The sequence below is a fragment of the Paenibacillus koleovorans NBRC 103111 genome, from assembly GCF_004000845.1.
In the GTDB taxonomy this organism is placed as follows: Bacteria; Bacillota; Bacilli; order Paenibacillales; family NBRC-103111; genus Paenibacillus_AA; species Paenibacillus_AA koleovorans.
In genome coordinates, this window is sequence record NZ_BIMA01000012.1 from 29156 (window position 1) to 53045 (window position 23890).

23 protein-coding genes are annotated in these 23890 nt (G+C 55.0%); 14 read left to right on the forward strand and 9 right to left on the reverse strand.

The window, feature by feature from the left end; genetic code table 11:
- The first annotated feature begins 4 nt into the window (after positions 1-4).
- Genes PKO02S_RS05960 through PKO02S_RS05970 form a run of 3 tightly spaced genes read left to right on the forward strand, consistent with a single transcriptional unit; the run spans position 5 to position 5617 of the window.
- Positions 5-4414 (forward strand): LPD38 domain-containing protein, encoded by a 4410-nt coding sequence (locus PKO02S_RS05960; protein WP_127580188.1) that lies wholly within the window; start codon positions 5-7, stop codon positions 4412-4414.
- A 49-nt stretch (positions 4415-4463) separates the two neighbouring features.
- Complete coding sequence (locus PKO02S_RS05965) at positions 4464-4898, forward strand: phage holin family protein (RefSeq protein ID WP_307720009.1); 435 nt, start codon at positions 4464-4466, stop codon at positions 4896-4898.
- Complete coding sequence (locus tag PKO02S_RS05970; RefSeq protein ID WP_127580190.1) at positions 4895-5617, forward strand: peptidoglycan recognition protein family protein; 723 nt, start codon at positions 4895-4897, stop codon at positions 5615-5617. The genes PKO02S_RS05965 and PKO02S_RS05970 overlap by 4 nt, the downstream gene beginning before the upstream one ends.
- Positions 5618-5673: 56 nt before the next feature.
- On the opposite strand, the gene PKO02S_RS05975 is transcribed toward PKO02S_RS05970, so the two are convergent.
- Positions 5674-6102 carry a hypothetical protein gene (locus PKO02S_RS05975; protein ID WP_127580191.1) on the reverse strand — a complete coding sequence of 143 codons (429 nt, stop codon included), beginning with the start codon at positions 6100-6102 and terminating at the stop codon, positions 5674-5676.
- 147 nt (positions 6103-6249) lie between these two features.
- Here PKO02S_RS05975 and PKO02S_RS05980 point away from each other — a divergent pair, with 147 nt between their 5' ends.
- The 5 genes from PKO02S_RS05980 to PKO02S_RS06000 all read left to right on the forward strand — a co-directional run bounded on the left by PKO02S_RS05980 (position 6250) and on the right by PKO02S_RS06000 (position 8815).
- Entirely contained in the window at positions 6250-6738 is a 489-nt protein-coding gene (locus PKO02S_RS05980) for a YhjD family protein (RefSeq protein ID WP_127580192.1), read from the forward strand.
- Positions 6739-6836: 98 nt separating this feature from the next.
- Positions 6837-7055, forward strand: coding sequence for a helix-turn-helix domain-containing protein (locus PKO02S_RS33815; RefSeq protein WP_127580193.1), 219 nt, complete (start codon positions 6837-6839; stop codon positions 7053-7055).
- Positions 7056-7116: 61 nt separating this feature from the next.
- Complete coding sequence (locus PKO02S_RS32250; RefSeq protein WP_164821316.1) at positions 7117-7290, forward strand: hypothetical protein; 174 nt, start codon at positions 7117-7119, stop codon at positions 7288-7290.
- Entirely contained in the window at positions 7281-7544 is a 264-nt protein-coding gene (locus PKO02S_RS05990; RefSeq protein ID WP_127580194.1) for a DUF7667 family protein, read from the forward strand. Before PKO02S_RS32250 ends, PKO02S_RS05990 begins: the two co-directional genes overlap by 10 nt.
- A 953-nt stretch (positions 7545-8497) precedes the next feature.
- Positions 8498-8815, forward strand: coding sequence for a hypothetical protein (locus tag PKO02S_RS06000; RefSeq protein WP_127580195.1), 318 nt, complete (start codon positions 8498-8500; stop codon positions 8813-8815).
- An 84-nt stretch (positions 8816-8899) separates the two neighbouring features.
- Here the strand turns inward: PKO02S_RS06000 and PKO02S_RS06005 are convergent, their stop codons facing one another.
- From PKO02S_RS06005 to PKO02S_RS06020, 4 genes are all read right to left on the reverse strand, one after another.
- Complete coding sequence (locus PKO02S_RS06005; RefSeq protein WP_127580196.1) at positions 8900-10123, reverse strand: GNAT family N-acetyltransferase; 1224 nt, start codon at positions 10121-10123, stop codon at positions 8900-8902.
- A 23-nt stretch (positions 10124-10146) separates the two neighbouring features.
- On the reverse strand, positions 10147-11025 hold the full coding sequence (locus PKO02S_RS06010) for a carbohydrate ABC transporter permease (RefSeq protein ID WP_127580197.1): 879 nt from the start codon (positions 11023-11025) through the stop codon (positions 10147-10149).
- Positions 11026-11038: 13 nt separating this feature from the next.
- Complete coding sequence (locus tag PKO02S_RS06015) at positions 11039-11932, reverse strand: ABC transporter permease (RefSeq protein WP_246066856.1); 894 nt, start codon at positions 11930-11932, stop codon at positions 11039-11041.
- Positions 11933-12013: 81 nt separating this feature from the next.
- Positions 12014-13627, reverse strand: a complete 1614-nt coding sequence (locus PKO02S_RS06020) for an extracellular solute-binding protein (RefSeq protein ID WP_127580199.1) — start codon at positions 13625-13627, stop codon at positions 12014-12016.
- A gap of 177 nt (positions 13628-13804) precedes the next feature.
- Between PKO02S_RS06020 and PKO02S_RS06025 the strand changes: the two genes are divergently transcribed.
- From PKO02S_RS06025 to PKO02S_RS06050, 6 genes are all read left to right on the forward strand, one after another.
- Positions 13805-14635: an AraC family transcriptional regulator gene (locus PKO02S_RS06025; RefSeq protein WP_246066857.1), complete on the forward strand. Its 831-nt coding sequence runs from the start codon at positions 13805-13807 to the stop codon at positions 14633-14635.
- Between the two features lie 325 nt (positions 14636-14960).
- Positions 14961-16217: a serine--tRNA ligase gene (gene serS, locus PKO02S_RS06030; RefSeq protein ID WP_127580201.1), complete on the forward strand. Its 1257-nt coding sequence runs from the start codon at positions 14961-14963 to the stop codon at positions 16215-16217.
- Between the two features lie 87 nt (positions 16218-16304).
- Positions 16305-17282: a UV DNA damage repair endonuclease UvsE gene (gene uvsE, locus PKO02S_RS06035; protein WP_127580202.1), complete on the forward strand. Its 978-nt coding sequence runs from the start codon at positions 16305-16307 to the stop codon at positions 17280-17282.
- Positions 17283-17401: 119 nt separating this feature from the next.
- Positions 17402-18175 carry an enoyl-ACP reductase FabI gene (gene fabI, locus PKO02S_RS06040; protein WP_127580203.1) on the forward strand — a complete coding sequence of 258 codons (774 nt, stop codon included), beginning with the start codon at positions 17402-17404 and terminating at the stop codon, positions 18173-18175.
- A gap of 111 nt (positions 18176-18286) precedes the next feature.
- A complete protein-coding gene (locus tag PKO02S_RS06045) occupies positions 18287-19108 on the forward strand; it encodes a sulfite exporter TauE/SafE family protein (protein WP_127580204.1) in 822 nt (273 codons plus the stop codon).
- Positions 19109-19223: 115 nt separating this feature from the next.
- Positions 19224-20090, forward strand: coding sequence for an inositol monophosphatase family protein (locus PKO02S_RS06050; protein WP_127580205.1), 867 nt, complete (start codon positions 19224-19226; stop codon positions 20088-20090).
- A 57-nt stretch (positions 20091-20147) separates the two neighbouring features.
- Here PKO02S_RS06050 and PKO02S_RS06055 read toward each other — a convergent pair whose 3' ends face one another.
- The 4 genes from PKO02S_RS06055 to PKO02S_RS06070 are packed head-to-tail and all read right to left on the reverse strand — an operon-like array spanning position 20148 to position 23845.
- Complete coding sequence (locus PKO02S_RS06055) at positions 20148-21233, reverse strand: Ger(x)C family spore germination protein (RefSeq protein WP_127580206.1); 1086 nt, start codon at positions 21231-21233, stop codon at positions 20148-20150.
- A gap of 1 nt (position 21234) precedes the next feature.
- Positions 21235-22359, reverse strand: coding sequence for a GerAB/ArcD/ProY family transporter (locus tag PKO02S_RS06060; RefSeq protein WP_127580207.1), 1125 nt, complete (start codon positions 22357-22359; stop codon positions 21235-21237).
- A complete protein-coding gene (locus PKO02S_RS06065; RefSeq protein WP_164821317.1) occupies positions 22316-23593 on the reverse strand; it encodes a spore germination protein in 1278 nt (425 codons plus the stop codon). Before PKO02S_RS06065 ends, PKO02S_RS06060 begins: the two co-directional genes overlap by 44 nt.
- Positions 23594-23626: 33 nt before the next feature.
- Positions 23627-23845 carry a hypothetical protein gene (locus tag PKO02S_RS06070; protein ID WP_127580209.1) on the reverse strand — a complete coding sequence of 73 codons (219 nt, stop codon included), beginning with the start codon at positions 23843-23845 and terminating at the stop codon, positions 23627-23629.
- Positions 23846-23890: the final 45 nt, after the last annotated feature.

Consider the following 23890-nt stretch of genomic DNA (forward strand, 5'->3'; position numbering starts at 1 on the left):
ACCTATGTCAGAGTATGATGTTATCCGTAAGCGAAAGCAGACAGGTCAAGGGGAGTACGACGTTATCCGGAACCGGAAAGTGGCCCCTAAACCGACATTGCAGCAGCGTATTGATTCCGGAGCGCTACCGCCTGTCAGCATACGTCAATCCCCTATCCTCTCGGCTGCACCTGCACCTGCACCTGCACCTGCTACCCCGCCGCCTGTGCCGAAGGTTGAAGCACCCGGTTTCCTTTCGCCGTTCAAAAGTATCGTAAATCGGCCCAAGCAGGTCGCACAGAAGGCGCTCGACATCGTAGGGCGCCCGTCCGAGATTCTGGCCGAGTATCTCACACCAGACGCGCCACTCATCGGCGGACCAGAAGCCGGTAAAAATGCGAGGGAATCATTTTTGGAACGAACCGGACAACAGCCGGCAACAGGGATCGCTGAGAAAGGTTTCGGTTTGATTGGCTCCAGCCTCCATCCGTTAACCGGCGCGGCCCCGTTGCGTTTAGAGCGTGCAGCGGCGAACATCGTTCAGCGTTTCCTTCCTCGACTAGGGGGGAGCTTACCGGGACGGATTACGCGCGGCGCTCTGACCGAAGCTGCAGCTGAAGCACCGCTCGCAGCGGGGCAAGAGTTGGCAACCGGCAGCGGGGACCTGAGCGAAGCCGCAGAGCAAGCGGCAATTGGCGGGGCTTTAGGTGCTGGCATTGGCGGTGCTATCCCCGCGATCGGTAGGCTCAAGAGCATAATCAAAAAGAAGCCATCTGCGACATCGCCGATTGCGCCGACTCCAGCTGTTCAGCAACCACTCCCACAGGTGGCAGAAGCTGCTGTTCCTCAGATCATGCCGGTTACACCACCTGCCAAGCCTGCTCCGACTCCAATCAAAGCAAGGCGAGCAGAGAAGCCTGCTCCACCTAAGAAAGAGCCAACCCGGCTCTACGACCTGGTACGCTCCAAGGGGCACGCCGAGGTGACACCGGAGACGGTCGCGCAGACGTATAACTCAAAAAACTGGTATCATGGTACCGGCACAGACAAATTGACGAAAGAGACTCTGGATCCGTTCGTGGGATCGCATGAGTCTCTTTTTGGTCAGGGTGTGTATTTGACGGATAACCCAACTATTGCGGAAGGGTACGCAGGCAGCCGCAGCAAACGCTCCAAGACGCCTACCGTGTATGAGACCAATGTCAATATGAACCGGGTGCTTGATCTCGAGAAGCTGATTACGCCAGATGTGGCTGACGCCATTCTAAAAGCAGCTAAGCCTCTGGATTACTACGATGACGGTTATATTTACGGTGTCATCCGTGAGGAAATAGAGAAACTTGGGGCTACGCCGGAAAAGGTCATCCAGAAATTGCGGAGTGAAATAGCGGACCTCTCGCAAGAGCAGATGGTTTCGTCGAATGAATTCGTCGAGAACTTCCAAGACTTAGCCATCAATCTTAAAAAAGCTGGATACGATGGGTTGACTCACACCGGAGGCACACGGACAGGCAATGACGCGCATCGCGTCCTGATCCTGCTCGATCCACAGGACACCCAAGGGGCTGGCATAGGGCAAGTGTCGAAGCTGGACAAGTACGTCAAGCCTGAGCCTCCTGCGAAGCGTCCTGTCACTCCTACGGTGTTTGCTAATGCGAAAGCCAGGCAAGCGCCACCGGTGACGTCTCCGGTCGCTCCCCCGGAGGTTCCACCAGTTGCAGATACATCCGCTATGGACGTGTTGAAGAATGCCGGTCAAGTCGCGAAAGAGACGATTCAAGAGATCGGCGATGTGATGACTGGCGGGAGGAATTCCGGTATTTCTCCGTTCCGACGCACGAATCCTTACTCGAACCTGAAGACGGACACCAAGAGTCAACTTGTGTCGCGCTCCAAGCGGGAGCCTAAGCCGACAGGGGGGCGAAAACTGGACTGGTACACCGATCTAGTCGATGACGTTTATCGGCTGAAGGAAGCGGACCAGATCGCGGAAAGGGCGAATAAAGCTCCGCTGAAACAATCGGAGAGCGCCTACGAACTCGCGCTTGCCAGCCGGTACAGCGATCAAATATCCAAGCAGAACCTTACTGACAAGCTGGTGGATGCAAAAGGGAACGTTGTCAGCGGTTCGCTGAAGGATGCGCTGTCCGACTTGGAACCCGGCAAGATGGTGGACTTCGAGGACTATCTACTAAACCGTCACGCGATTACCCGGATGGAGGATCGCGGCGAGAAGGTGTTCGATGACAAACTGGAATGGACGCCGGACATCGGGCGGGAAAAGGTAGCCGCATATGAGGCGGCCAATCCTAAATTCGCGGAGATGGCCGACAAGGTCTACGAGTTTCAAAACAATATGGTTCAGCATTGGCTCGTGGATACGGGAATCATCACTCAGAAAACAGCCGACGCCTGGAGAGAGGCCAATCCGTATTACGTCCCTAACAAACGGTATTTCACGGAGCTGGAGAAGCAGAAGGGTGGACGCGGGCTGACGAAGCGCGGCTATGCCGGCCAAGCTGTGCCCGTACGGAAGTACGAGAAAGGCGGATCGCAACGTAAGGTAATCAGCCCGATCGAGTCCATGATTGAGAACGTGGATGCCTTCGTCAAGGCCGCCAAGCGGAATCAATCCATGCAGGCCCTTGTCCGTAATGTGAAACAGCATCCAGATGAATTCGAGGGGCTCTTAGAAATCGTGGAGCCGCCGAAAAAGCTAGATGATGTTGCTGACATCGACCTATCGAGCGCGGAGGGCCTGGAGGATGTCCTCGCACGACTGGAACAAGACTTTTCCCACGCCATGCAAACAACGCGGAAAGATCGCGACAACATCGTGCGCGTGCTGATGGACGGTGAGCCGGCTCACCTGAAGATCAACGACAAGGGTCTGCTTCAAGCCGTTACGGCCATGGGACCGGATCAGGTAGGCAAAGTGTTCGGTGCCATCGGGAAAGTCACGAATTTCATGAAGACGCTGACGACGGGAGTCAATCCAATTTTCGTCTTCACTCGGAGCCTGCTGCGCGACATTCCGCAGGCTTATATTGCGTCGAAGTCGACGAACAATCCGATTGAGTTCGGAGCAGACTTGTTCGAAGCTGCCTGGTCGATCATGGCGAACAAGGAGTTGTACAAGCAATTCAAGCGGATGGGCGGCGGGCACACCGCGTCCGTGGCGGCTGACCGGAATTTGCTCGCGCAGAGCAAACGTAAGATTCTTCCCGCGAAAGGCGGTCGCCTGGCCGGAGCCGTACCGCGAAGCTATGACTTCCTGCAAAACGTTTTGAACGCAACCGAGAGCGCGACCAGGTTAGGCGAGTTTAAGCGACTCGGCAAGAGCGGGGACGTTGACGATCGGCTGCTCGGCTTGTTCGAGTCGCAGGAGGTGGCGACCAACTTCAAGCGCCGCGGCCGGCTGACCCGCGAGCTGGATGCGCTGTTCCCGTATTTCAACGCAGCTGTGCAGGGGCTCGATAAGTTCGTGCGGACGTATAAGGACAATCCGAAGGCGGCGACGGTGAAGTCCTTCCTGGCCGTCACGATTCCGACGATGGTCGCCTACGCTTTCAACTACGACAATCCGGATTATCAGAAGCTCAGTAATGCGACCAAAGACAACTTCATCCTGATCCCGCGCGGAGATGGTACGTTCGTCCGGATCGCGAAGCCGAAGGAGATCGGGACCGTGTTCAGCGACATCCCCGAGCGGCTTTTGCGGCAATTCTTTCAACAGGATCCGGACGCTTTCCGGAAGTTTGCCAACCAGCTGCGCGAGACGTTCACGCTTCCCGGTATCAATGGGGCGATACAAGGCTTCGGACAAGAGGGCATAACCGGAGCGCTCTCGGGTTTCGTGGGTGACAGCATAGCCGGTCCTGTTGTTGGTGCCGCCATGAATGAGAATTGGGCCGGAAGTCCGATCGTTCCAGGTTATTTGCAGAACGCATCACCGAAGCTGCAATATGATTCGAAGACAAGCGCTCCTGCGAAAATTGCAGGCAAGCTGACAGGGACATCCCCGATGAAACTGGACTACGTCGCGAAGCAGTACCTGGGCGGCGTTGGGCAAATCGGCATACCGGCACTCAGCGCTGGAGGCGGGACCGGGGTTGCGTTGGAGCGACAAGTCACGGCAGATCCCGTTTACTCCAACGACATCATGGACAAGTTTTATTCCGCCAAGGAGAAGTTAGACCGGGCGAAGGCCGATGCGAACATTAGCGGTGACCTTCCAAAATGGTACAACGACGGTCAGCGTAAGCAGTACGATCGCGTTTCGGATGCCATCGGCGCAATGCGGAAGAGAATGCGCGAGATCGAAGAGGACTTGAGCATTCCGGCTGCCCGAAAGCGCGAGCAGCTCCGACAACTGCGAGAACAGATGAATCAGCTCGCAGAGCGAGTCATCTCGACCAGTCCAATTAATAAATAGGCCGGCAAGGCCATAGGAGGAGATCGCCATCAAAACTCTAATATCCACGATCACAACGGCAGCCGCAGCATCAAGCGGTAAGGAGGCGGCGCTAGGCGGATGGGCAGCGGCAGCTGGTGTAACCCTCTCCGCAGCGCTAGGCGGCTGGGACAAGGCGCTGCAAGTGCTGCTGACGCTCATGGTGGCTGACTACATCACTGGCGTCTTGGGGGCGTTCAAGACCAAGACCGTTAACAGCGATACGATGTACTGGGGCGGGATCCGAAAGGTGACCGTCCTTTTTGTTATCGGTTTAGCGGCTCTCATTGACGGTTGGGTGCAGCCAGGCGTGCCGATCTTTAGGACGGCGGCCATCTATTTCTACGCTGGCCGCGAGGGTTTAAGTGTCATTGAAAACCTCGGGACACTCGGCACGCCGCTGCCGGCTAAGCTACGGCAGTACCTGGAGCAGTTGCAGGATAAGGGAGGAGGCAACGGAGGATGACGATTTGGAACGAAGCCATCATACCGATTAACCCGTTCAGCCGCCCGGGCACGAAGCGGCAGCTGACGCGAAACATCGTATGGCACTACACGGGCAACCCAGGCGCGACCGCTCGGGGACACTATGGCTACCTCGGCCAGACGTTAGCCCGACAGGATCCATTTGACGACAAGGCAGACACGTACGCATCGGCACACCTCTTTATCGATCCTACGGAGTCGCTGCTCATCATCCCGCTTGATGAGGTCGCCTATCACGCCTCACAGGCCAACCCGTACAGCGTGGGCGTGGAGTTGTGCATTGAGCCCGATTGGAGCTTTCACCCGGCGACCTATGAGCGGGCCGTGCAGGTCGGTGTAGAGCTGTGCCGACTGTACGGCCTGACACCGGCCGATTTTATGCGGCATTACGATGTGACGCGCAAGGTCTGCCCGAAGCGTTGGGTCGAGCATCCGGAGGAGTGGGAAGCGTTTAAGGCCGAAGTTGGTCGGAGATTGAAAAATAAAGGAGGAGCCAAAGTGCCAGACTGGACAGATCAACAATGGAACGAATTCACGGCCGCGCTGCAGCGTCTGTATGAAAAGAGTGTTAAGAGTGAGTTGGATCGGCCAGTACTTGCCGATTACACTTTCGTCGAGAAGGCGTATAAGCGTGAATTGACACAGGACGAAACGCTATGGTTGCTGGGCGTGATGTTCGCCCGGTCGCAGCGAGTTTAGCAAAAAGCCCCGTTGGCCTATCTGGCTGGCGGGGCTTTTATTCTTATTAGGCGGATTTATTTGCGTCCATCGCGGTAGTCTTCAATTTGCTTGTACGTCCAGATCGGTCCGCTTGCAAGCTGGCTCAGCGGTGCCGGGAATGATCCGCGCTGAATGTAAGTGCTGACTTTCCGTTTATCCCACCCAAGAATCTCGGCAGCTTCGGCTAACCCGACAAGAGGAGGGATAACCTTGCCCGCACTCTCTGGACGCTTCTTCCCCTTTGTGTCAAAAAAGTTTTGAAGGAAGCCGATTACCTCAAGAGCGAATTTCTCATTCGCGATCCGACTTGCAAACTCTTCGTCGTTCGCCGTTTTGATTTTCACCTCGTCGTATCCCTTGTAGAATAAGTCCTTCCCAAGCTTCACAGTCCAGTACTGCCAAGGAGTTTTCCCGTCTGGTTGAAACCCCTTGTGCTCGATTGCGGTGTACTCAGTGATAGTCATATTGATCATCCTTTCGTTTTGTATGTTATTATCATACAACCGATGTATGATAAAGTCAACATAATTATTTCTTGATTAATTATTAACTGTTCGTATAAAATAAGAACAAATGTTCCTATATAAATACGAACGGAGATGGTACTCAAAATGAGCAAGTTGGATGGTAACGAGCGGTGGAAATCGAAGATGATGCTAACCGAGCACCAAGAGCAATACGATTCGAGAAATGTAGAAAAGGTCTCAAGCGTGCCGACGGAGGAAGAGTACCATATGATCCGTGATTACGTACTCTTGCCTCATATGCTGACGATGGTACAGAAAGGCGTAGACGAGCTTCAGGGCTCAACTGGTGTCCTCAAGAAGTTGCACCTCGTTACTAGTAAACTGGTCATGGATCGCATAAGTAAGGATATCTATGACCTAAGACGGGAAATGAGCCGCAGGAACATCAAGGTGCTCCAGGATGATCAGGTCGATCTGGTGGTGTATTACAAATATATTTGCCGTGGTTACGAAAATAAAATGGGCTTTGTTCGAGAAGTGATGAGAGCCGAGATAAGCAAAAGGTTCACCGCCTATATCCAAGGCATTATTGAGCAATTGAAGGTCACGAAGGAGACGCGGAAAGCAAAATAGGCTCGATTGCCTGGATACCTGATTCGCCAAAACCTCTTAAGATTCTTCGAAGGATTCGACAAGCAGCTCCGTCGAAAGTGTTTGGAGAGGTGAAAGGGATGCTACGGGAAGGGTACGAATGCAAACTCAAAGTTATATTGGCTGAAACCGGTATTCGCCAGAAAGCTCTATGCGAACCGACAGGATTGAAGCCGCCGGCTATTAGTGCGATCGTGAACGGAGATTCGGATCCACACGTAACAACAGCGCTAATAATTGCCGAAATCGTCGGCAGGCCAATTCAAGAAATTTGGTTAAAACAAATTAATTCGAAATAAATGAACTATTTTCCGGTTATCCTCATACACTGTACTATCAACCGATAAGGAGATGGTGCAGATGCAAGACCGTCAAACCGTTTACCGCATCCGCTACACGCTGGACGGACGTCCCAAGGCCGTGTACGCCACGCAGGAGCGGGTGAGCGACCCGAGGAGGCAAACCCTTGCCGCGTGGTACGTCGTCGTGCTTGGCGCTCTGGCGTGCGTAGGGTGGTGGCTGTTGTGGATCTGAGCGACAGCCCGATTATCAACCGCCTCGCCCAGCTTCGTGTCGCTCAAAAGGCGCGTGGGCTTGATCCGGTCCAGCTGCAGGAGCTTAAACTGTGTTTGGACTGGATCGTCAACTATTGCTGGCGGCAGGCGATGCTCAAGAACTTGTCGCTCATGGCTTCGATGACTAATGACGCAGATTGGCTGCATGAGATTTGCCGCGACATGGACAATCTCGGAACGACAAAAAAGCCGGGCCACATGGGCACCGACTAAGGAGAATAGCTCCATATTGTATGTTTAAAAATAGAAAATAATACTAATTTCATATTGATTATGGGAAGTTATGGTCTTATCATGATCTTACACACCATGTCATATCTACCAAAATTCCGACAATATATTGTTAGAGAGAGGTGGTTTATAGAGGAAAGACACGAGAACCTATAGGTTCCGATATCTTGCAGGAGTGCGGAAGTAATCCGCGCCTGCTTCTTCTCTAATCTTCGATCCAGTCATTAAGCTGATCCATCCCAACATTCAATATCATCGCGAATGTGTATAGAGCTTCCGGTGACATTTCCTTCTCATCTCGGCAGAAGTAAGATATCATACGCGGCGACCATCCACGATCAGGTTTCTCCTCAGTCCAACCTGATCGACGTGATAGTTCAGCTTGACTCATTTTTCGTTTACTAAGCCAAAATTGAAGCAGGCTCCTCCCTTGGGAGTAAGCCACGTCAAATCTCCTTTAAATAAATGATGCAATGAGGCTGTTTTCTCCATTATACACAAAGGATGGGGTAATGATAATGGATATCATAAAATGGCTAGAACCTTCAATTAATAGTAGCGTCGATGACGTCACTGCTCTTTGCGACAAAGAAAGAGAAGAAGTCGACAAGGAGTTTAGGGAATTGTGCAATCTAGTTGTTTGCAGATATCCCGATGTAGCGGGTGATATGATTGAACTAAGCGATTTATATTTCGATAGGCGCGGCATCGTCAGTAAATCATACAGATCGGGTTTCTTTGACGGACTTACGATCTCAAATATTAATACGCCGAAAAGGACAGACTGAAACAAGAAACCAAGCAGACGATTATACGTAGCTTGGTTTCTTGTTTTCCCCACACATTACCCACATTCAATGTGAACTATGATAAACTAAAGCGAACGGATAATTTGAAAAAATCCTTAATTTATAAGGGAAAGGGGACTACGTTGAATGGGCATGAACTTAGAATTCAATTCCGTTTGCAAATTCAAATCGGACCAGGAGCTGTACGAATTGCTGGAATACGGCCGGGGCAAAATGATGAAAAGCGGCTTCCGCGTGTTCCCGACGGGGCAGAAGGTCATCGCCTACACCCCGCAGAACAAGGCGATTGCTATCGTCAAGATCGTAGCCTCGATTGCGGAGATCAATTTCCAAGGCGAAGAAGTGACGCAGGTGGAGATGGTGCTTATCCGTCGGTTGACCGACGAAGAAGCGAGAGTGCAGACCGAGCTGGCGCAGGAAATGTTTTTCGGCGAGCAGCAGTAAACCAAAGATCATTACCGGCTATGAAGACGAATCACCTGCCCGAACGGACAGGTGATTTTTTTTCGTGCGAAAGATGATGGCGGACTAGAACAAATCCATGATATAGGGTAGTCGGCTCGATCGGGCTTCGTTCAAGCGGTCAACGGTCTCCGGCCGGCCCTGCAGCCTTCCCAGCTCGTACATGCGGGTCGGGGACTGGCAACCGATCAGGATCGTGGACAAGGTTTGGATATCGCAATGAAGAGACTCGCTGTCCGAGTCCGGCCCAGCAGTCGAACCTGCTGGAGCATTGGGCTGAATTCGAATCACATGCGCCTTCTCTTCAGCACTCAACTGCACCTGGAAGATGCCTTCGTTCCAAGGAGCGTACCGATCCGAGATATGGAAGACGAACTGCTCCGCCTTGCCGGATGCTTTCCACGGATATTCCCTTAAGAAGCGTTCCGCATCCACAATGCGAAACATGAAGTTCGTCCTCACGGTCCGTTCACCGGTCTGGTCTGGAAACCGGAAGAAAAGCGGACTGTCCGCAGGCGCCTTGAACTCGACTCCGTGGATAGTGGAATCATGATGGCGAATAAACTGCCACAAGCCTCTCTCCGCTTCCTCGTCCAGCGTTACCAGTTCATGAATCTGCATCCACTTGTCCTTGAAGCTGTATAACATATATCCGCGCGGGCCGTTCCCGTATGCACTTTCATACAGGGCTATGGTGCCGGGCGTGCGCTTTAGCAAATGATGGCGGACCCAGCTTTCGTCGCGGATCAGAATTCCGTTATATCGTTTGGCGTAAGCATCGTAAACCTCTAGCATAGCTTGAAGGCCATCCGTGTCAGCCTTTTCGCCGGTATAAACTCTTCTCACTCGCCCCCCGGCCTCCGGCAGCTTCGGAAGAGCGGCTGTCTCCATACAGCACACTTGCATTTCAGAGAAATAGTCCCATCCATATTTCCGATAGAACGAGCTCAAGAAAGGATTCAGCAGCGACACCGTCTGGCCTGCTTCCTTCATTACCAAGAGCGCATGCTCCAATAACCGGCCCACCATGCCCTGTCTGCGGTACTCCGGATAATTCGCCACTTGTGCGATTCCGCCCATCGGGAAAGGGCGGCCTTCGATATAGACTTGCAGCGGGAGTACGGTCAGCACGGCTGCCAGGTTGCTCTCCACATAGTAGCCCCATACCTGCTCACGCTTGAACTTGACGCTTCGATCCCGGTACTGATCGTTCGTGAAGGTGACGGTGAAGGCCGTCTGCACCAGATCCAAATAAGCATCCAGCTCGTCCGGGGTTAATGGTCTGATCATTGGATGTTGTCCCACCTATCTGTCTATTCTTTAACCGAACCGATCATTACGCCTTTTACAAAATGCTTCTGCATAAACGGATAGACCAAAAGGATCGGTACGACCGCCACGATAATCATGGCGTACTTCAATTGCACGATGTACATGGATGCATCGGCATCCAGCACTCCCTGCAGCATTTCGTTGGAGCCGCGGACGACGATCTTCATCAGATACAGGGACAACGGCTGCAGCTTGGCGTCCGGCAAGTAGAGCAAAGCCGGGAAATAGCTGTTCCAATGGGACACCGCGTAGAACAGGCCGAGTACCGCCACGATTGGCTTGGACAACGGAAGCACGATACGGAATAATACCAGCAAATCGTTTGCGCCATCCATCTTGGCCGACTCGAACAGCTCCTCCGGAATTCCCTGAAGGAATGTACGCGCCACTATGATCAGAAAGGCGCTCGCCGCCGTTGGCAGCAGAATCGCCCAAGGGGTGTTGTAAAGTCCCAACTCCTTGATCAATATGAAGTTCGGGATCAGGCCGCCGCTGAAGAACATCGTAAGCACGATCATCATCATGATCGGCTTGCGCATGCCAAAGCTCCTTCTCGCTAACGGATAGGCGGCAGTAAGCGTAAGCGCTATATTGATTAGCGTTCCGGCACCTGTGTAGTACAGGGTATTCGCATAAGATCGCAGCACGTCAGGATTCTCGAAGACCCGCCGATAAGCTTCCAGTGAAAAACCTCTGGGCCACAGCCATACGGATTGGTCGATAGCGTGGATCGGATTGCTGATCGACATGCTGGCGACATAGACAAACGGATAGCAGGTTATCGCAATCACCATCCACATGATGGCGTACAGCACAAGATCCGCTACCCTCTCGCCCGGAGATCGGCGATATTGCAACATGGCGGTCCCTCCATTACCACAAGGAAGAGTCGGTAACCTTGCGGCTAATTGTGTTGGCGGCTAACAGCAGTACGAGATTGATCAGGTTGTTGAACAGGCCGACGGCAGCCGCGAAGCTGAATTCGGCGTTAATGATGCCTTTCCGGTATACATAGGTGGAGATGATGTCAGCTGTTTCGTAGGTGGTCGGATTGTACAGCAGGATCACTTTCTCGAAACCAACATCCATCAATTGGCCCACATTGAGAATCAAGAGAATAATGATGGTCGGCATCAGGGCGGGCAGCGTGATATAAAGTATCTTGTGCAGCCGCCGCGCTCCGTCCATCTCAGCGGCTTCGTACAGCTGCGGGTTGATGCCCGCAATGGCCGCCAAGTAGATGATCGAGCCCCAGCCGAACGACTGCCATACGCCGGAGGAGACATAGATCGTCCGAAACCAATCCGGCTCATTGAGGAAAATGATGGGCTCGAAGCCTAGCACGCGAACCAGCATGTTGACGATCCCGTTCTCCGAAGTGAAGTTAACGATCATGCCCGCCGTCACCACAATAGAGATGAAGTGAGGCAGGTAGCTGACCGTCTGGACTACCTTCTTGAACAGCTTCTCCCGCAGCTCGTTCAGCAGCAGGGCGAATAAGATTGGAGCGGGAAACCCCCAGAGCAGCGAGTACAGGCTTAGAAGAAAAGTATTGCGAAGCAGTCTCCAGAAGTAAATGGAGTGAAAAAACTGATCGAAATATTGAAAGCCTACCCAAGGGCTGCCCCAGATGCCTTTCAACGGTTGAAATTTCTTGAACGCGATGATGACGCCGTACATGGGCACATAATGAAAAAGAATAAAGTACAGAACAGTCGGCAGGATAATGAGCAGTAAATATCGGTCCCGCTTGAGAGCTTTGAGCAATGTGACGACTCCCTCCCGCGTTCGGAAATGAAGGGAACGGCAGCCGCCGGTCATGGGGGCGGACACCGTTCCCGATACGCTTTATTTTTGCTTGAATCGGTCGTACTGCTTCTGTTTCACGGCAATAATCTGATCGATGCCCATCGATTTGAGCGTTGATTTGAATTTATCCCAATTGATAGGCTCCTGACCGGTAATGAACTTGGCCATCATTTCGTCTACATAGGTGTTGATGTCGGTCTGGAGCGAACCAATCTGCTCCATCTCGCTTATAGACGGCATGGCGAACGGGTTAGCATCAGTCAGATAGGGCTCCACTTTTTTGGCTAGATCGGCTACCGGCGACACCTTGATCTGAGCCTGCGGCAGCTTGGAGGTGAAGCCTTTGTCATTTGTCAGCCATACCGTTGTCGGCATAGCCCCAATGCTGCGGAGCGCAATATCCAAACTCAGGCCGTCCGGATTTTTGGTTACCCAATCGCTCAGAGCCGGCTCGCCGTTTACGATGCTGTAGCTCTTGCCCTCGATGCCGAAGGAGAGGATCCGATTGCCTTCCTCGCTGGCATAAATGTAGTCCAGCCACTGGATCGCCACCTCGGGATTTTTCGAGTCCTTGGAGATGCCGTGCCAGCCGTCGAACGGTCCGTAGCGTTCGTAATTGCCCTTGTATCCCGGCCCGCTCGGCGGCAGCGTCATCGTCCAATTGACGGAGGCAAGACCAGCCTCTTTCTGAAGCGAATTGTAGCGGTTGACGTTGTTCAGCGATCGGATGGAAGCACCGGCTATATTTTTGGTGACTTTGGCCAGTATATCGTTCCGCGTGTCCGTCATGAACGACTTATTGATCAGCCCTTCCGCATACAGCTTGTTCAGCCAAGTGACCAGCTGCTTCATACGATCGTCCAGAAATTCATATTGCACCTTGCCCTTATCGTCCGGGAAAAAACCAGCGCTGAAAAATAAATGGAGTCCCAGCGCACTGCCGAAGGGATACAGGCCGCGCAAGGTGAAGTTGGGCAGGAACACCTCATCCTTGATCCCGTTGCCGTTCGCATCTTTTTCCTGGAACGTCTTTAGTGCAATGTACCAGTCGTCCAGCGTCTTCGGCTCCGACAAGCCGTATTTGTCCAGCCAATCCTTGCGAATGAACAAGCCGTACGGGTCGGTCTGGGCATACCCCTTAACGATGTTTGGCAGCGCATACATTTTGCCGTCCGACGATTTCATCAAACTATGCAAGTCCGGGTTTTCCTTGAGAAATTTCTCGATGTTAGGAGCGTATTTTTTGATGAGATCGTCGAGCGGCATGAGCAGGCCGTTCCCCGCCAGTTTCACGGGATCGGGATCAGGCAAGCTGAAAATATCGGGCAAATCCGAAGCGGCGGCCAGCTTGACTTGGATCGCTTGTTTGTATTGGTCCGCAACGGCTACTTCCCATTTGATCTTCACTCCGGTCCGTTTCTCGATTTCTTGCCATACCGGCAAATTCTGCGTGTAGCTGGCCGGCTCGTACAAGTTGTCGTACGTGGCGTACCTGAGGGTGACAGAGCCGTTTGGAATCGGCAGCATCGGTTTGTCGTTGGCCTGCTGTTTGTCCGTTCCTCCGGTATCCGTTCCAACCGAGGAGCAACCGGTTACAAGAGTTGTAAAGCTGATTGCTCCGCATAAGGCCCATACAGTCCATTTTTTTGGCATAGTTTGGAATTGACCTCCTTTTATGGGTATGATTTGTGAGATTTACGTTCTTCTCGACTTTATGGTACTGTAGAGGAAAAAGGGTTTCTTATGATTCCTTGCTGATTTGTGAAGGCGTTTTATGATTTATTGCTATTCAGCCTCATGTAGGGAGGGCGGCGAAGCGGTTTGAAGAAAATGGATTTCGAATGGTTGTTCGATCATTTTTATATTTCCAAGGTTAAGCTGCTCGGTCGCAAAAATATTCCCTGCCATCGACATGAAAGTTACGAGATGTATTATCTCTCTTCCGGCCAAAGGACATTCTATATCGGCGGCACGAACTACCATGTGAATCAAGGAGAGATCGTGTTGATCGATCGGCTGGAGATACACAAGGTGATGGATTTGGCCCGTACGCAACGGACCGGATTTTTGTTATCGTTCGAGGAAGACTTTCTTGAGCCGATTTTCAACGAGCCACAGCGGAAAGAGCTGCTATCAGTCTTCAAGCACAAGGTGATTCGATTTACGGAGGTAGAACGAGTCCGGCTGGAGCAGCAGTTGAACAAGCTGCATCGGGAGGCGTATGCCCGAGAGGATCAGTTCGGCACCTACGCCCGACTGCTTCTCGGAGAGCTCTTCATCATGCTGGGGCGCAGATGCCGACTGACTGAGGAAGCCGACCTGATCAAACATGAGCCGAAGAACAGAAAAATCGAGGAAGTCCTGGCATACATTCACGCTCACTATCGAGAGAAGCTTTCGCTCGAGCAACTGGCCCAGCTGTTTTTCATAAGCAAGTATCATTTGAGCAGAATGTTCAAGGAAGTGACCGGATTCACGTTTGTTGATTATGTGAGAAGCAGGCGGATTCTTGAGGCGCAGAGACTGATGGAGCTAGGCGGCCGCAGCATTACGGAGATTGCCGAGCAGGCCGGCTTCGACAGTCCGACCCATTTCAGCAGGGTGTTCAAAGAGTACACCGGCATTTCTCCACTGCAGTTTCGCAAACAGTTTCTTAAGTAAACGCTGGATTGTACTCGTGCGGATTCTTTAGCGCTTCTTGCTATGTGCCGAGCCGATGGCGTATAATCAAGCTAACAAATTCACATCGACAATGAGCCTATGAAGAGCATCCAACTCGGAGGCGTTTGCGTCCCGACCGGCCCTGCATGGTGCCGTCGACAAGCAAGCCGGATCCCGTCCCGTTACGGCGGAACCAAGCGGATCGATTCCCCGGAATCGGTCAAATTGGGTGGCACCGCGAGCGAATACAAGCGCCCCTCGTCCCAAACGATGAGGGCGCTTTTTGTATTTTTCCGGGTAACGGAGGAAGGGAGCGCGGGTTAAGATGTTGGATATGAAGTGGATTCGGCAAAACGCAGGTCAAGTGCAGGAGGCTGCAAGGTGTAAAGGGATCGCGGTCTCGGTGGCGGAGCTGATCGAGGTCGATGACCGACGGCGGGAGTTGCTGGCCGAGACGGAGCGGCTGCGCCAGGAGCGCAACCGGTTGTCGGCGGCAGTGGGGAAGACAGGCGGGCGTGGGCAAGCGCGGGAGCAGGCGAGGGCGCTGAATCGTGCAATTGCCGAGCTGGAGGAGCAGCTCGAGGAGGCGACCCGGCGGCACAAGGAGCTGCTGCTGCTCGTGCCGAACGTCGTCTCGCCCGACACGCCGGTTGGTACCGGCGATGCCGACAACGTCGAGGTGCGCCGCTCGGGCGAGCCGCCCGCATTCGCGTTCGAGCCGCTCGACCACGTCGCGCTCGGGGAGCGCCTCGGGCTGCTCGATCTGACCCGAGGCGTGAAGACCGGCGGCAGCCGCAGCTACTACTTGCGCGGCGCCGGCGTCAAGCTGCACCGCGCGGTGCAGCAGCTCGCGCTCGATGTGCTGGAGCGCGAAGGCTTCACGCTGCTGGACGTGCCGCTGCTCGTGCGCGAGGAGGCGCTGTACAGCACCGGCTTCTTCCCCCTCGGCCGCGACCAGACTTACGCGCTCGAGGACGGCGACCGCTGGCTCGTCGGCACGTCGGAGGCGCCGCTCGTCGCCTACTACGCCGGCGAGACGGTAGACCTCGCCGAGCCGGTGCGGCTCGCCGCCGCCTCGGCCTGCTTCCGCAGCGAGGTCGGCTCGGCCGGGCGAGATGTTCGCGGGCTGTACCGCGTCCACCAGTTCGCCAAGGTCGAGCAAGTCGTCCTGTGCCAGGCCGATGCGGAGCTGTCGGAGCGGCTGCTGCAGCATATCACGGCGAACGCCGAGCGCATCCTGGAGCTGCTCGAGCTGCCGTACCGCGTCATGGCGGTGTGCACCGGCGACATGTCGCAGAAGACGTACAAACAGTACGATATCGAGACTTGGATGCCGAGCCGCGGCAGCTACGGCGAGACGCACTCGTCGTCCAACCTGCACGACTTCCAGGCGCGCCGCTGCGGCATCCGCTATCGCGATGCGGACGGGAAGCTGCAGTACGCGCACACGCTCAACAACACCGCCGTCGCCTCGCCGCGGATTCTTATCCCTCTGCTCGAGGTACATCAACAAGAGGATGGCTCGGTGCGCATCCCGAAGGCACTCCAACCCTACATGCACGGGCTGGAGCGGCTGGAGTAGAACCCTCCGGACCTCTACGAGAATGCAAGACCCATTCCAGGGTACGCTAACAGGGTGATAGACGAGATCAACCGGAGGTGCCCCCAGATGATCGTAAGATTCGGATATGTCGCCATGTCGACGATCGTCGAGAACGCTTCGCCTTCGAGGACGATGACCGCCACCAACTTCCAGAAGCTCGACGACCGCGAAGCCGCCGTCCGCCGGTTGGAGCGGATCGCAGAGGAGAACCTGCGCAACACGCTGCGCCTGCTCCGCCATAACCGGGCGCACGACGTACATCTGTACCGGCTCTCCTCGAAGCTGATCCCGCTTCTCAGCCACGAGCTGCTCAGCGGATGGGATCCGTTCCCGGTGCTGGAGCAGCCGTTCCGCGATATCGGCGATTATGCCAAGGAGCATGGCATGCGGCTCAGCTTTCATCCCGATCACTTCACGGTGCTGAGTTCGCCTCGCGAGGAAGTGCTGCGCAATTCCTATCTGGACTTGGACATTCACGTCCGTATGCTGGAGGAGATGGGGCTCGACGAACGGGCCAAATGCAACATCCACATCGGCGGCGCCTACGGGAACAAGGAAACGGCGGCCGCGCGGTTCGTCGACAGCTTCAAGCGGATGACCCCCCGCATCCAGAGGCGCATGACGCTGGAGAACGACGACAAAACGTTCACCGCGCGCGAGACGCTCGAGGTATGCGAACAGCTCGGCGACGTACCGGTGCCGATGGTGCTGGACATTCATCATCATCAGGTGAATACCGGCGGCGATCTGCTGGACGAGGAGCTATGGACTCGCATATGCCGTACGTGGGCAAACCAGCGAATTCCGCCCAAAATCCACGCCTCGAGCCCGAAAAGCGAGAAAGACCCGCGCGGCCACGCCGACTACGTGAATGCAGACCAAGTATTAACGTTCCTCCAACTGGCCAGCCAGACCGGGACCCCCAAGCTGGACGTCATGCTGGAAGCGAAGATGAAGGACGGCGCCTTGTTCCGGCTTATGGACGACTTGAGGCAGAAGGAAGGGCTTCGGCTCCTCGATCAAGCGACAGTGGAAATCCTTTGAGAAACTAGTCCCGGCGTCGACAGGAACCCCCTTGCGCGATTGGACAAAATCGGGTACGTTTGAATGGTACCAGGTACCAATCGGGGTAGCTATTAGCTGTGGGAGAGGGGATTACGAACATGAGTCAACTGTTGTCAGGGAAAAATATATTGGTAATGGGCGTAGCCAACGACCGGAGCATCGCTTGGGCGATCGCGCAATCGCTGGCGGCGCAAGGAGCGAGACTGGCGTTCACGTTCGAGAACGAGCGCGTGGAGGAGCGGGTGCGCAAGCTGGCGGAGACGATTCCGAACAATCCGCTCGTGCTGCCGTGCAACGTAACGGTAGACAGCGAGATCGAGTCGCTGGCCGGTGCGCTTCAGGAGCATTTCGGCGTGCTGCACGGCTTCGTACATAGCATCGCGTTCGCGAAAACCGAAGAGCTGGAAGGGTTGTATGTCGACACTTCACGCGAAGGCTTCGCGCTGGCGCATGACATCAGTGCCTACTCGCTCGTAGCCGTGGCCAAGCGGGTATATCCGCTCATGACCGAAGGCGGCAGCATCATGACGATGACGTACCTCGGCGCCGAGCGCGCGATGAAGAACTACAACGTCATGGGCGTGGCGAAGGCCGCCTTGGAGGCAAGCATCCGCTACTTGGCGGGCGATCTTGGTCAATTCAATATTCGCGTCAACGGCATCTCCGCCGGTCCGATCCGAACGCTGGCAGCCAAAGGCATCAAGGACTTCAACTCGATCCTTCGCCAAGTGGAGGAGAAAGCTCCGCTGTGCCGCACGACCGAGACGGCCGAAGTCGGCGATACGGCGATGTTCCTGATGAGCAACCTGTCTCGCGGGATCACCGGAGAAGTCATCTACGTGGACAACGGCTACCATATCGTTGGGGTTTAACACAGCAGCAACCACATACTACGCATGCGGACTGCATCCGTTCGACCGCCTGTCGGACGGATGCTTCTCTGCGTTTAAGCGAAGCAGGCAAGGAAGGAGCACGGTTATCCGATGTCAGTATTAGCATTTCTCACACTTCTGTTGCTGGGGGCGATATCCGCTACATTCGGCAGTATCGTCGGGCTCGGCGGAGGCATCATCATCGTCCCGGCGTTAATCTACCTCGGCCCGCTTCTATTGGACCAAGACATCTCTACGACGCTCGCCGTCGGGACATCGCTGACCGTGTTGATTTTCACCGCACTGTCTTCGACGCTTACGTACATGAAGGACAAAAAAGTAGACTTCAGGAGCGCATGGCTGTACTTCGTCACGAGCGGTCCGGCGGCGATTCTTGGCGCCTCGCTGACGAAGCTGTTCGATCCGCAGCAATTCCAGCTCGTATTCGGCGTGTTCATGCTGTGCATCTCGCTGCTGCTTATTGTCCGCAACCGACTGAAGCCGTCCACCCGCGAATGGCGCATCCAACGAACGTTCACGGACGCTCAAGGGGTACAAGCCCAGTACGGATACAATATTCCGGCTGCGCTTGTGGTCGGCTTCGGGGTCGGCCTGATCTCCGGTTTGTTCGGCATCGGCGGAGGTTCACTGTTCGTCCCGGCGATGGTGCTGATGTTCCGGTATCCCGCGCATGTGGCGACCGCCACTTCGATGTTCGTCATTTTTCTATCCTCTATCTTGGGGAGCATGACGCACTGGTACAACGGCGATGTCGGCGGCTGGCTCGTGCTGGCGCTGGCCCCGGGGGCTTGGCTGGGCGGCTGGCTGGGAGCTCGAATCGTCCGGCGCATCAGTGGGAACGGCTTGTTATGGCTGCTGCGAGTTACGTTGTTCGTGCTGGCGTTCAAGCTGATCTGGAGCGGTCTTAGTTAACCGACAAAGCCCTTTGTGTCGAAACACAACCAATTTTGGGTGAAACGACAAGGATTTTATAACGTAAATATAATATAGTAGTAGTATCGCAATCATAGGAAAGAGTGAGTTGCCCTTGAGTAATGATCAGAAAGAAATATATACGATTGGTAGCAAAAGCTATACGGCGGTAGCGATCAACACGGCGGCGAAGGCTGGCGAGTGGATCAAGCTGAAGCTCGGCGCCCACGCCAGACTCGATCTGAAGAGCTCGTCGCAGGATCTCGTGACTGAGGTCGACCGGGGGTCGGAAGCGTTGATCCGCAACTTGATCAAGACGCATTTTCCCGACCATGCGTTTCTGGGGGAAGAAGGCGTAGGCAGTGGTCCTGAGGCCTCGGTGAAAGCGCTGCAAGAGGCGATCGGCGAGGACTATTTATGGATCGTCGATCCGATTGACGGCACGACCAACTTCGTGCATGGCTTCCCGTTCTTCTCCGTCTCGATCGCGCTGGCCCACAGAGGCGAAGTGATCGTAGGCGTCGTCTATGATCCGATTCATGACGAGCTGTTCGTCGCGGAGAAAGGCAAAGGCGCCTATCTCAAAGGCAAGCCGATGCGCGTCTCGGCGGAGGCCAGGCTGTCGGACAGTCTGGTCGCGACCGGGTTCCCGGCGGGGACGCATACGACGCTGCCTGTCAATATGAAAGGCTTGCAATCGATTGCGCCGCATGTCCGCAACATCCGCGTAGTCGGCTCCGCTGCGCTGCACATGGCGTACGTCGCAGCCGGAAGGCTGAGCGGCTTCTGGGAAATCGGCTTGAACAGCTGGGACTTGGCTGCGGGCGCGCTGCTTGTGAAGGAAGCGGGAGGCGAAGTGACCGACACGATGGGCCGGTCCTACAGCTTGCCTGTCCGCCACGTGTTGGCGACCAACGGCGGCATCCACCGCGAGCTGCAGCTGCAGCTCGCGGCGGCCGATGCCACCGGTTACGAAGCTTGACCCCATACACATACGAACGACAACGAAGCCCTCGTCCACCCGGACGGGGGCTTTGTCTCAATTCAATATCCCCGTACCGATAATCTTCACACGGATATGGGGCTGAAACTGGACCTTCGCATAGTCTTTCTCCCAATCGAGCGACTTCCACAGCCGCGGATGGAACGATTGCAGCCGCCTCGACAGGCCCAGCGCGTCGCAATTCGCTTGCTGCAGGTGCTTGAACACTTGGACCGCTTGCTTCTCCAGCTCCTTCTCGTACGCGACCTCCAGCTCGTGCAGATCGGCGGATTTCTCCATATAGAAACGTTCCGGATATTCAACCAGCTGTACGCGCAAGTCCATGTCGACCGAAGCCAGCACTTGACCGCCCTTCATGCTGACTCGCACCTTCGAGTCGGCACCGACGACATTCGAGGACAAAAAGCCGCGGATGCCAGATATATCGCTGGTGTGGGTTTCGATGCGCATCGCGTTCTTCAGCTTATTCCGCATCAGAATGAGCATTTCGCTTTCCCGCAGTGTCAGCTTGCCGTGTAAGAACTCCCTGTGAAACATGGCCGAACCGGTGACCACCACTTCGTCCTTGTCGTTCACCGCCAAATACGGGATAACGGCGTCCGTGCCATCGTCCGAGATGAGCCGGTTAAGGTCTTGCACGTCGATAACCGGGCTGGAGGACACCTCCTCGGAGGAGACGAACAGCTTCTCGATTAGCAGTCTCGTAGACTTGGTAGAATAGAGCTTCAGCAGTCGTTCGGTCGATCCTTCCACAATGCCGATTTTCGCGTTCAACGCACTGATGGGGTCCCGGTAGAAGACGTCGAGATACGGGTACACCCCTTTCTTCGCGGCAGCGTCGGAGATGAGAATCAGCCTGTTCTTGGAGGCCTCCACATTGCCGGCCAGTCGCTGATTGGCGTTCATTTTCGTATCGCGCGGCGTTAGTCCGTTCACGGTTACCACTTCAATCTTGTTCTCCCCGCTGACGAGATATAGCGAGCTGCTGAGCTGGCCGGACTCGGACAGATCGATGCCATAAGCCAGCATAATGATCGAATTGCTCAGCAGCTTCTGATCCCAGCAGCCGGGGAGAAGCATGAAAGCGAGAACGATTCCTAACACTCGACGAGCACCGCGCATCTCAAGCGCCTCCTGCCGAAGAAGATGAGGATGAAGCGGGCTTTCGGAACAAGGAGACGAGCAGCAGCAACAGAGGAATCACAACAACCGCCGCATAAGACGCGAATTCCACGCAGATGCCTAGCTGCTCGATAAATTTTTGCTTATAGGTAAAGATGTTCAGCACATAACAGAGAAGGACGATAGCCAGAATGTTCCATTTTCGCTTGAGTCCGATCCCGCGCTGAAAGGCGACTGAAGCCAGGAACAAGTAGCCTATCGTAGTAGCCAGGATGACAACCGACCAGACGGTGAAGAAAATAAGATCAGGACGTTCGAAAATGTTGAAGGACACCGATTTGAGCATATAAAGAACGGGCTCCGGCACCATCTGAAGCTCTTTGTGGCTGAACGTCATAATGCCGACGACCGTCAGGAACACATAATACAGCGTCACGAAGCCATTGGCGAGAGACATCGATCCGAGTTTCCGGAGAGAGGTGCCGTTTGCCTTGCAATAGGCGATAAAAATAACCTCAAAGCCGAGCAAACCGAGGTAGGCGTCCTTCGAGCCCTTGACGATGTTCCATACTCCGTTCTCGCCTATCGGCAGCAAGTACAGCGGCTCCCCGTTGAGCAGCGGGATGATGGCGAGAAGGATCGGAGCTGCGAGCATGCCCAGGGTCAGAATCAGGAAACGGACAAGCGCCGAGAACGGTTCCGCGGCCAACATCGCCATAGTGATGGCGGGAATCAGCATCAAGGCCCAGTTGGGAGTCAGCGGCAGCACCCACACATGGATCAAGCGGGTAAATTCCAGAAACATGTAGACGAGAGCGGCTGTAAAATAGACGGCGCATAGGAAGCTGATGAGCTTGCCGCCTGTTTTGCCGAGCAGGCGGCCTGCGATCTGGAACAAGTCTTGACGGGGGTAGCGCTTCAGCACGGTCCAAGTAATGGTGATGATAATCTGAGCGAGGACGCCGGCCAATAGGACAGATATCCACCCGTCGTGCCCGGCCGTCTTGTTGGCGGAATAAGGGATACGCAGCGAGGCGAAGCCGATCTGATATTGGATGATGACTATGAAAAGCTGTGTTTGGCTAAGACCGCCGTTTTTTGGAGCTTGCTTGGGCTCGCTGCTCATCCTGCACCCACCCTCTTGTTGTCGTTTGTCTCCGCAACCGCCGCGGATGCAGGAAGCTGGGACGTTTGTTCAGCATCCATAGCGGCAGGCGGAGCAGTGTATCCTTGAAGGTAGAGCCGCTGAAGAAGCCTCCCAGGTAAGGGACGCCGAACGACTCCAGCCGACAAAGATTGGAGAACAGCAGCGTCATGCCGAAAGAGATGCCAAGAAAGCCGAATTGGGAAGCCAGCACCATAAAAGGGAAGCGGACGAGTCGAATCGCCATGCTCATTTCGTTCGAAGGCACGACATAAGAGGCGATGGCCGTCAAGGCCACCACGATAATCATCAGGCTCGACACAAGGCCGGCTTGTACGACCGCTTCCCCGATGACGAGACCCCCCACGATGCCGATCGTTTGGCTGATGGGGGTCGGCAGGCGGACGCCCATCTCCCGGAGCAGCTCGATCGTCAGCTCCAGCAGCAGCGCCTCCACGATGGGCGGGAACGGCACGAAACGGACGGCGTTCTGGGCCGGCAGGACGAGATCGTTCGGCAGCACCTCGAGATGGAACGAGATGACGGCAATATAGACGGCGGGAAGCGTGATCGCCAGGAAAAAACCGAAAACGCGGAGTATGCGGAAGAAGCTGCCCACCATCCAGCGCGCATTAAAGTCGTCGGGCGATTGGTAGAACGAAATGAAGCTGACCGGCATAATCAGCGAGGTGGGGGAGCCTTCCATGAGCACCGCCACCCGGCCCTCCAGCAAATTGGCGACCACGCGGTCCGGCCGTTCGGTATGCAGCAACTGCGGGAACAGCGAGAGCGGGTTGTCTTCAATCAAGTCTTCGATGAAATCGGCGGAGAACACCTCGTCGGCGTGAATCGCCTTGATTCGTCGTTCCACGCGGCGGACGAGCTTCGGGTCGACGATTTCGTCTATAAAAACCAGGGCGGTTTTTGTCTTCGTTTCGGTGCCGAGGTAGTAATATTTGACCGTCAGCTTCGTGTTGGTCGCCCTGCGCCTGATGATGTTCAAATTAATATTGAGCTGCTCGACAAAGCCCTCGTGCGAGCCGCGTACTACTTTCTCGTTCTGGGGTTCCGCGATGCTGCGGTTGAACGAGCTGTCGACTTGTACGGCGGTGCCCCAAACATCGCCCGCTTCATCCAGCTCGGATTCGGCCAGCACGAGGCAATACCCGAGCAGGATCAAGTCGGCTGCATGCTGCAGCGAGCGGATATGCGTCACATTCAGGCCGACCAGCTTCGAGGCGACAAGTCCTCAGGGGTACTGCGACAGGGGGAGGATCACGGATTCCCGCATTTTGTTGGAGTCGACCAGGGATTCCAGGTAGAGGAGAACCGTCTCGCCGGTCGAGGTGCCAGAATCTGAGCCGGTAGAGGCCGGGAGCACATCTTGCAGCAAGTCGTCGGTCTGATGAAACGTATGGCGCAGCTGCTCGACGCGTTCGCGTATGGTCGCGGACTGAATCGTTTCCATGAGATCCCTCCTCCGGGTTAGTGTGGCAGAGGAGGAGAAGTTTCA

What these genes read in the sequence shown, in the direction of transcription:
- PKO02S_RS06070 (WP_127580209.1), bottom strand. Translation starts at nt 23,845, where the DNA reads ATGGAAACGATTCAGTCCGCGACCATACGCGAACGCGTCGAGCAGCTG.
- PKO02S_RS05960 (WP_127580188.1), top strand. Translation starts at nt 5, where the DNA reads ATGTCAGAGTATGATGTTATCCGTAAGCGAAAGCAGACAGGTCAAGGG.
- fabI (WP_127580203.1), top strand. Translation starts at nt 17,402, where the DNA reads ATGAGTCAACTGTTGTCAGGGAAAAATATATTGGTAATGGGCGTAGCC.
- PKO02S_RS06055 (WP_127580206.1), bottom strand. Translation starts at nt 21,233, where the DNA reads ATGCGCGGTGCTCGTCGAGTGTTAGGAATCGTTCTCGCTTTCATGCTT.
- PKO02S_RS06060 (WP_127580207.1), bottom strand. Translation starts at nt 22,359, where the DNA reads ATGAGCAGCGAGCCCAAGCAAGCTCCAAAAAACGGCGGTCTTAGCCAA.
- uvsE (WP_127580202.1), top strand. Translation starts at nt 16,305, where the DNA reads ATGATCGTAAGATTCGGATATGTCGCCATGTCGACGATCGTCGAGAAC.
- PKO02S_RS06025 (WP_246066857.1), top strand. Translation starts at nt 13,805, where the DNA reads ATGGATTTCGAATGGTTGTTCGATCATTTTTATATTTCCAAGGTTAAG.
- PKO02S_RS06000 (WP_127580195.1), top strand. Translation starts at nt 8,498, where the DNA reads ATGGGCATGAACTTAGAATTCAATTCCGTTTGCAAATTCAAATCGGAC.
- PKO02S_RS06045 (WP_127580204.1), top strand. Translation starts at nt 18,287, where the DNA reads ATGTCAGTATTAGCATTTCTCACACTTCTGTTGCTGGGGGCGATATCC.
- PKO02S_RS33815 (WP_127580193.1), top strand. Translation starts at nt 6,837, where the DNA reads ATGCTACGGGAAGGGTACGAATGCAAACTCAAAGTTATATTGGCTGAA.
- PKO02S_RS06010 (WP_127580197.1), bottom strand. Translation starts at nt 11,025, where the DNA reads ATGTTGCAATATCGCCGATCTCCGGGCGAGAGGGTAGCGGATCTTGTG.
- PKO02S_RS05980 (WP_127580192.1), top strand. Translation starts at nt 6,250, where the DNA reads ATGAGCAAGTTGGATGGTAACGAGCGGTGGAAATCGAAGATGATGCTA.
- PKO02S_RS06020 (WP_127580199.1), bottom strand. Translation starts at nt 13,627, where the DNA reads ATGCCAAAAAAATGGACTGTATGGGCCTTATGCGGAGCAATCAGCTTT.
- PKO02S_RS32250 (WP_164821316.1), top strand. Translation starts at nt 7,117, where the DNA reads ATGCAAGACCGTCAAACCGTTTACCGCATCCGCTACACGCTGGACGGA.
- PKO02S_RS05970 (WP_127580190.1), top strand. Translation starts at nt 4,895, where the DNA reads ATGACGATTTGGAACGAAGCCATCATACCGATTAACCCGTTCAGCCGC.
- serS (WP_127580201.1), top strand. Translation starts at nt 14,961, where the DNA reads ATGTTGGATATGAAGTGGATTCGGCAAAACGCAGGTCAAGTGCAGGAG.
- PKO02S_RS06005 (WP_127580196.1), bottom strand. Translation starts at nt 10,123, where the DNA reads ATGATCAGACCATTAACCCCGGACGAGCTGGATGCTTATTTGGATCTG.
- PKO02S_RS05975 (WP_127580191.1), bottom strand. Translation starts at nt 6,102, where the DNA reads ATGACTATCACTGAGTACACCGCAATCGAGCACAAGGGGTTTCAACCA.